Annotated in this window: 8 protein-coding genes; 2 read left to right on the top strand and 6 right to left on the bottom strand. The window is 29.1% G+C overall.

The window, feature by feature from the left end; translation table 11 throughout:
• Window positions 1–60: 60 nt before the first annotated feature.
• The 3 genes from I4V63_RS15290 to I4V63_RS15280 are packed head-to-tail and all read right to left on the bottom strand — an operon-like array spanning window position 61 to window position 3,670.
• Complete coding sequence (locus I4V63_RS15290) at window positions 61–1,992, bottom strand: PTS fructose transporter subunit IIABC (protein ID WP_196002081.1); 1,932 nt, start codon at window positions 1,990–1,992, stop codon at window positions 61–63.
• A 20-nt stretch (window positions 1,993–2,012) separates the two neighbouring features.
• Window positions 2,013–2,918 (bottom strand): 1-phosphofructokinase, encoded by a 906-nt coding sequence (gene pfkB / locus I4V63_RS15285; RefSeq protein WP_196002080.1) that lies wholly within the window; start codon window positions 2,916–2,918, stop codon window positions 2,013–2,015.
• Window positions 2,918–3,670, bottom strand: coding sequence for a DeoR/GlpR family DNA-binding transcription regulator (locus I4V63_RS15280; protein ID WP_196002079.1), 753 nt, complete (start codon window positions 3,668–3,670; stop codon window positions 2,918–2,920). The genes pfkB and I4V63_RS15280 overlap by 1 nt, the downstream gene beginning before the upstream one ends.
• A 245-nt stretch (window positions 3,671–3,915) precedes the next feature.
• Here I4V63_RS15280 and I4V63_RS15275 point away from each other — a divergent pair, with 245 nt between their 5' ends.
• Together I4V63_RS15275 and I4V63_RS15270 are read left to right on the top strand one after the other, a co-directional pair.
• On the top strand, window positions 3,916–4,347 hold the full coding sequence (locus I4V63_RS15275) for a MarR family winged helix-turn-helix transcriptional regulator (protein WP_196002078.1): 432 nt from the start codon (window positions 3,916–3,918) through the stop codon (window positions 4,345–4,347).
• Window positions 4,348–4,368: 21 nt separating this feature from the next.
• On the top strand, window positions 4,369–5,733 hold the full coding sequence (locus I4V63_RS15270; RefSeq protein WP_196002077.1) for an MATE family efflux transporter: 1,365 nt from the start codon (window positions 4,369–4,371) through the stop codon (window positions 5,731–5,733).
• A 284-nt stretch (window positions 5,734–6,017) separates the two neighbouring features.
• Here I4V63_RS15270 and I4V63_RS15265 read toward each other — a convergent pair whose 3' ends face one another.
• The 3 genes from I4V63_RS15265 to I4V63_RS15255 form a co-directional block, all read right to left on the bottom strand.
• On the bottom strand, window positions 6,018–6,635 hold the full coding sequence (locus I4V63_RS15265; RefSeq protein WP_196002076.1) for a DUF488 domain-containing protein: 618 nt from the start codon (window positions 6,633–6,635) through the stop codon (window positions 6,018–6,020).
• 132 nt (window positions 6,636–6,767) lie between these two features.
• Entirely contained in the window at window positions 6,768–6,959 is a 192-nt protein-coding gene (locus I4V63_RS15260; protein WP_196002075.1) for a ferredoxin, read from the bottom strand.
• 148 nt (window positions 6,960–7,107) lie between these two features.
• Complete coding sequence (locus I4V63_RS15255) at window positions 7,108–7,293, bottom strand: DUF1858 domain-containing protein (protein ID WP_196002074.1); 186 nt, start codon at window positions 7,291–7,293, stop codon at window positions 7,108–7,110.
• Between the last annotated feature and the right edge of the window lie 149 nt (window positions 7,294–7,442).

Below are 7,442 nucleotides of genomic sequence, written 5' to 3'. Positions count from 1 at the left end.
AAAAAGGAGTTGTATTCAGATTGAATTTATTAATTCAATCTGATACAGCCCCTTTTAAAATTATTCTACTACCTTTTTCTTTAATACTGCTAACATTGCCATTCCTACTACAGAACCAATAACAACAGCTGCTAAGAATCCAAATGGATTTCCGATTACAGGTAATACGAATATTCCACCATGAGGAGCTCTTAATTCACAGTTAAATAACATTGTAAGTGCTCCAGCTGTTGCAGAACCTACTACACATGAAGGTATAACTCTTAATGGATCGGCTGCCGCAAAAGGAATTGCTCCTTCTGTTATGAATGATAATCCCATAATATAGTTTGTAAGAGCTGATTGTCTTTCTCTCTTAGTAAACTTATTCTTAAAGAATGTTGATGCTAAAGCTATAGCAAGTGGTGGAACCATACCACCAGCCATTACAGCTGCCATTACTTCATAGTTTCCAGATGCAAGTGATGCTGTACCAAATACATATGCTGCTTTATTGAAAGGACCACCCATATCAATTGACATCATACCTGCAACAATAATTCCTAATAATACTTTACTTGTTCCACCCATTGAGTTAAGGAAATGTGTGATTGCTTCATTTATTCCACCAAAGAATGGATTTACGAATATCATGATTGCTCCCATTAAACCTATACCGATTAGTGGATATAATAATGTTGGTTTTAAACCTTCTAAAGCTTGTGGTAATTTATCAAATATCTTCTTTAATCCTAATACTAAGTAACCACCAACAAAACCTGCAAATAATGCTCCTAAGAATCCTCCGCTAATAACAGATACTGAAGAATCAAATGCACTTGCGTAAGTTGTACCTAAGTTAGCTAACATACCACCAACAAAACCAACTGCAAGACCTGGTCTATCTGCAATACTCATTGAAATATATCCTGCAAGTACTGGTAACATAAATCCAAATGATGTTTCACCTATAGTTTTTATAAATGCCGCCATTGGTGTATTCTTACCAAAGTTTGCTGGATTAATATTGTAATCATCTAATAAGAATGCTATAGCTATTAATATACCTCCACCAATAACAAATGGTAACATATGAGATACACCATTCATTAAGTGTTTATATATTTGTCTTCCAAAGCTTTCTCCTTCATCTGATGATGCTCCTTCGCTATCACTTCCACCTGCATGATGGTATACTGGAGCATCCCCATTAGTAGCTCTAGTTAATAGCTCTTCTGTTTTATGAATTCCATTTGCAACCTTAGTTTGAATAACCTTCTTTCCTTCAAATCTAGCCATTTCAACCTTTTTATCAGCTGCAACTATTATACAATCTGCATTAGCTATTTCTTCATCAGTTAAAACATTTTTAGCTCCACCTGAACCATTAGTTTCAACCTTTATTGTAATTCCCATGTCTTTAGCTTTATTTTCTAAAGCCTCTGCTGCCATAAATGTATGAGCAATCCCTGTAGGACATGCTGTAACTGCTAATACTCTATATCCATTACTTTGTCCTTTTTGAGCTTCTTCCTTATCACTTTCAGCCTTTAATTTATCATTTTCTTTAGAATCAATAAGTTCTAAGAATTCATTAACACTCTTAGCATTAATTAATTTATCCTTAAATTCAGGATCCATCAACATCATGGATAATCTTGCTAATACATCTAAATGAAGATTATTTTCACCTTCTGGTGCAGCAATCATGAAGAATAACTTTGCTGGCTCTCCATCTAATGAATCATAATCAATCCCATTAGTAAGTACCATTGCACTAAGACCAGCTTCCTTTACTGCAGTTGTCTTAGCATGAGGAATTGCTATATTATCTCCTATACCTGTTGTACTTAAGCCTTCTCTTGCTAACACTGCTTCTTTATAAGCTTCCTTATTACTTAATCTTCCTGTTTCATTCATTAAATCAACAAGCTTATTAATTGCTTCTTCCTTTGTCTTCACTTCAGGATTAAGTGCTATACCATTCTTTTTTAATAAATCTGTTATTTTCACTTTCCAGTCCTCCCTCGAATTTAATTAATTTGACTTAATAATTCACAAACATAATCTTTTGTTGCTAAACCTTCTGAAAAAGCAGAAGCACTTCCTGTTGCTACTCCTAATTTAAATCCTTGTTCTACGCTATTTGCTTCTAAATATCCTGCAATAAATCCTGCTACCATTGAATCACCAGCTCCAACAGAATTTTTAACTTCACCTTTTGGAACATTACTTGTAATAACATCCCCATTTTCTTTAATTAGAATTGCTCCATCACCAGCCATAGATATAAGTACATTTCTTGCTCCCATGTCTTTAAGTTTCTTAGCATATTCTATAATTTCATCATTTTCCTTAAGTTTTACATTAAATAAATCCCCAAGTTCATGATGATTTGGTTTTATTAAAAATGGTTTATATTTTAAAACCTTTAATAACGATTCTCCAGTTGTATCTACAATAAATTTAACTCCTTTACCTTGAAGAGATTCCATTATTCTTTCATAAATATCTACTGGCATTGTTTTTGGGATACTACCAGCTAATACTAAAATATCTCCTTCTGATAATTTATCTATCTTTCCATAAAGCTCATGTAATGCTTCATCTGAAATTTCTGGTCCTCCACCATTTATTTCACTTTCAACATCAGCCTTTATCTTAACATTTATTCTAGACATTCCATTTTTTAATTTAATAAAATCTGTATCACAGCCAAATTCTCTTACTTCTCTTTCGATTTCTTCACCTGTAAATCCAGCAATAAATCCTAAAGCTTTACTTTTAACTCCTAAATTATTTAAGACAATAGAAACATTAATTCCTTTACCCCCTGCATAAACATTCTCACAAACACTTCTATTAACATGCCCTAAATTAAAATCGTCCATTTTTACTATATAATCTAATGCTGGGTTAAATGTAATAGTATATATCATTATTTTTCTACCTCCAAAATTTCAGTTTCTTGTCTATATCTATTATTCTCTAAAACTGTAGTTATTATTTTAGCTTCTTTAATATCTGCAAAAGTCACAGAACTCACTTCTCCAAACTTAGAATTATCGCATAGTATATATCTTTTTTTACTCCTATGCAATGCTTCACTTTTTACCATTGCTTCTTTTATATCAGGAGTCGTAAATCCTCTTTCAATATCTACTCCATTTACTCCGAAAAAGCCTTTAGTAAAATTATATTTTCTTAATGCATTAACTGTTTCAGCTCCTACTATAGCTTCAGTTGTAAGCTTAAGCTCTCCACCTAATATATAAGTCGTACATCTTTTTTGAATAAGCTTCTTCGCATGTACAATTCCATTTGTTACAAAAACGGCATTTGTATTGTTAATGAAATTTATCATTAGTTCAGTAGTAGTTCCTGCATCAATATATACAAAATCATTATCTTTAATTAGCGATGCTGCATATTCTGCTATTTTTATTTTTTCATTTATATTTAAATTTTGTCTATTCTCAACTCTATCATCTATAGTTGTTATACTTATTTCTTTTATTGATGTAGCTCCTCCGTGAACCTTCTTTAATAATCCAGCCTTATCTAAAGCTACTAAATCTCTTCTTATCGTCGATTCAGATGTATTTAAATATTCAACTAAATCATTTAAATAAACTACTGATTCTTTTTCTAATTTATCTAAAATTAATTTGTGTCTTTCTTCTGATAACATTTACATCACTTCCTTATCTCAATAATAACTTTTTTCATTTAATAAGTCAATCATTTTCTTTCATTTTCTTTCATTTTCTTTCAACTTCGCTCATCATTTCATTCACTTTATCTTATTTTTACACAAGTACTATTTTTTATATATTTAAATTTTAGTTGCGTTTGCAACTTTATTGGTTTTATAATATATAAGTAAAATATAATCTTATTAATTTAAAAAAATTTAATTAGAAAGGACTTATTTAAATGAGCTGTAATAATGAATATTTAGGTAAATATATTTCTTTAATTCATAGACAAGCTAATGTATTTTTCACAAAGGAATTTAGTAAATTTGGATTTGGTAGTGGACAATATATGTTCATGATTCATTTATATAAAAATGATGGAATCAGTCAAGAAAAACTTTCTGAATTGCTTAATATAGACAAAGGTACTACTGCTAAAGCAGTAAAGAAATTAGAAGAATTAGGCTTTATAACTCGTTCTAAGGATTCAACGGATAAGAGAATAAATAGAATTTATTTAACTTCAAAAGCACTTAATATTAAAAATGAATTCTTTTCTGTTTTAACCAAATGGGAAAACATGCTTACCAATAAACTAAGTCCTGAAGAAATTTCAACAAGCTTAAGTATTCTAAATAAGATTTCAAAAAATATAACAAACAATAATTAATTATACTAGGAGGACAAAAATATGGGACATCAAAATCACTTAGGTGAAGAATCTATCGGAAAATTATTATTAAAATATTCTATTCCAGCAATAATAGGAATGATGGTTAATGCTTTATATAATATCGTAGATAGAATGTTTATAGGACGTATTCCTGATGTTGGCTCCCTTGCACTAACAGGAGTAGGAATAACTATGCCTATAATGTCAATTCTTTTAGCTTTTGGCATGCTTATAGGAATTGGATCAACTGCAAATATTTCATTAAATCTTGGACGTGGCAAACGAGATGAGGCTGAAAAACTAATTGGTAGCGCACTAACCTTAAGTTTAATAGTTGGTATTATAATTACTGTTATTGGGCTTATTTTCTTAAACCCAATACTAAATATTTTTGGAGCAAGTGAAAATACTTTATTTTATGCCAAAGAATATATTACTGTAATTTTATGTGGTTGTACTTTTAATATCCTTTCTTTTGCATTAAATAGTACTGTAAGAGCTGACGGTAATCCTAAACTTGCTTCATTAACTATGATTGTTGGATGTGGCACTAATATAGTTTTAGATTACTTATTTGTTTTTGTATTAAATATAGGAATTAAGGGTGCTGCCTTTGCAACTGTTATTTCTCAAGCACTTACATTCTTTATAATACTTTATTATTATACTAAAGGAAATTCTAATCTAAAATTAAAAGTTGAAAATATGAAATTAAAGAAAAACTTAGTAATGATGACTTTTGCAATTGGTATAGCCCCTTTTGCAACTCAAATTGCTAACAGTTTAGTGCAAGTTGTCGCTAATAATTCTTTAAAAGCTTATGGTAATGATTTGTCTATAGGTGCCATGACTATAATAGGATCAATTAATATGGTATTTATGATGCCTATCTTTGGTATTAATCAAGGTTGTCAACCAATTATAGGTTTTAACTATGGTGCTAAAAAATATGATAGGGCTAAAAAGACATTTATAATTGCTACTATTGCAGCTACTGTTATTTGTACAATAGGGGGTATATTGATACAACTATTCCCTCAATTTGCAATAAGCTTGTTTAATAATGATCCTGATCTTACAGCTGTTGCTATAAAAGGGGTTAAAATGTACTTATTAATGATGCCTATAGTTGGAATTAACATTGTTGCAACTAGCTACTTCCAATCTATTGGTAAGGCTAAAATGTCTATGTTTGTTAGTTTGCTTAGACAAGTAATATTATTAATTCCATTTACGCTAATTCTACCTTTATTCATAGGATTAGATGGTGTCTGGGCTGCTGGAGCTTGTGCTGATTTCTTATCTGTTGTCATCACAGCACTTTTAATATTTAAAGAATTTAAATCATTAAATAAGCTGCATGCCGCACAATTAGCCGTATAATAAAAAATATAAATTTTAAAAAGACTATTTACAAATGAAATAGCTGAGTAAATAAAAAAGGTGGATTATATAATCCATCTTTTTTTAAGTAACTTTAAATTATGAATCTATCTACTTTGTGCAATACTAATCAATAATTAGTATTTCCAATAGTTTTAGAAATTATTATATCTAACCAGTACTTTATTATACCTTCAACAATATTCTAATATATAATTAATTTTTACTTATATAATTTTCTATATTCTAATGATAAATAATTTGTACTTTCTTTAAATACCTTATTATTCCTTTAAATTCTCAATTCTATATCCAATCTCCTTATTAGCTAATTCATATCCTTGTTCAATCATTTGTTCATTACTTAAACCATTTCCTATTAAATCATCTATTGTTAATTGCCCTCTATTACTAAAATACTTATCTAAAAGCATTTCCTCTATTTCTTCTTGACTTGCAATGGAATAATCATCCAATATATGTTTAACATTAATATGGTTGTCTCTTAAATATCTACCAACTAATATACTTCTATGACATCTTATCGGATTCTGCATTGCTCCTAATAAAACTATTTTATACCCCTTACTATAACCAACTCTCAATCTTTCAATTCCTCTTATGAATTCCTCTTCATTTATTACTGCTTTAAAATCTGAATATCCTTCACTATTATACGAAATCTTTCTTATCCTTTTAGCTGCTAATTCTTCTCCCATATAAATATAAACAAAACCTGCTTTAGTTAATGTATACTTAATAGTATCTTTATCAAATTGAATGTTATACTTTGAATAAGGTGTACCTCTAATATCAACAACACAATTAATATTATAGTATCTTAACATATCAATAAGTCTTTCTACTGTATAATTCGAATGTCCTATAGTATATATTTCCATATACTCACCCTTTCTCTATAATTCTTATATCTATTTTTATACTAACTAGTATTTCTTTATAATTATAAAAAAAATACTTAAATGATATCTTACTATCATTTAAGTATTTTTCAATGCTATTATTTTATCATTTTATTCATCAATATCAATAGCAGAAACTGGGCAAGCATCTCTTGCTTCTATTGCATCATCTTCTAAATCACTTGGAATATCTCCTGTTATAGCAACTGATTTTCCATTGTCATCCATGCTAAATACATCTGAACAGACTGAAACACATACTTCACATCCAATACAAGTATCTTCATTTACACGAGCTTTCATAAAATAATACCTTCCTTTCTACATAAAATATCTTTTATTTAATACTTTTATAGGTTTCCCTTACCTACAATTTTTAGTCTAAAAAATAGCTATAAACATAATAGAAATTATATCCACTAAGCTTCTAGCTATATCTAATTTTTATAAATTATTTTTCATTTAGTTTATTCATTACTTCTTCTAAATCTAAACCATGAATATAACAAGCTTGCTCTAAAGTTTCCATTGTTGCAGATGGACACCCTAAACATCCCATTCCAAACCCACTTAAAATATCAGCTGCCTTTGGATTAATTTCTAATATTTCACCAATTGTATTATCTTTATTTATCACTTCTTATACCTCCAATTTTTTATATTATTATTATTAATATCTATTTTCTAACTCTTCTAAAATTGATATATATTTGTTCCTTATTTCTTCATTATTAATTTCATAATTTTCACATTCATCATCTATAAACTTCATGACTTCATCATTTA

The organism is Clostridium sp. 1001271B_151109_B4, from assembly GCF_015670405.1.
Taxonomy (GTDB): Bacteria; Bacillota; Clostridia; order Clostridiales; family Clostridiaceae; genus Clostridium.
The sequence above is the reverse complement of the archived record's forward strand: the minus strand, read 5'-3'. Positions and strand labels throughout refer to the sequence as shown.

Bases quoted from the DNA above. Each gene is read 5' to 3' on its own strand.
- I4V63_RS15265 (WP_196002076.1), bottom strand. From the start codon at position 6,635: ATGGAAATATATACTATAGGACATTCGAATTATACAGTAGAAAGACTT.
- I4V63_RS15260 (WP_196002075.1), bottom strand. From the start codon at position 6,959: ATGAAAGCTCGTGTAAATGAAGATACTTGTATTGGATGTGAAGTATGT.
- pfkB (WP_196002080.1), bottom strand. From the start codon at position 2,918: ATGATATATACTATTACATTTAACCCAGCATTAGATTATATAGTAAAA.
- I4V63_RS15280 (WP_196002079.1), bottom strand. From the start codon at position 3,670: ATGTTATCAGAAGAAAGACACAAATTAATTTTAGATAAATTAGAAAAA.
- I4V63_RS15270 (WP_196002077.1), top strand. From the start codon at position 4,369: ATGGGACATCAAAATCACTTAGGTGAAGAATCTATCGGAAAATTATTA.
- I4V63_RS15275 (WP_196002078.1), top strand. From the start codon at position 3,916: ATGAGCTGTAATAATGAATATTTAGGTAAATATATTTCTTTAATTCAT.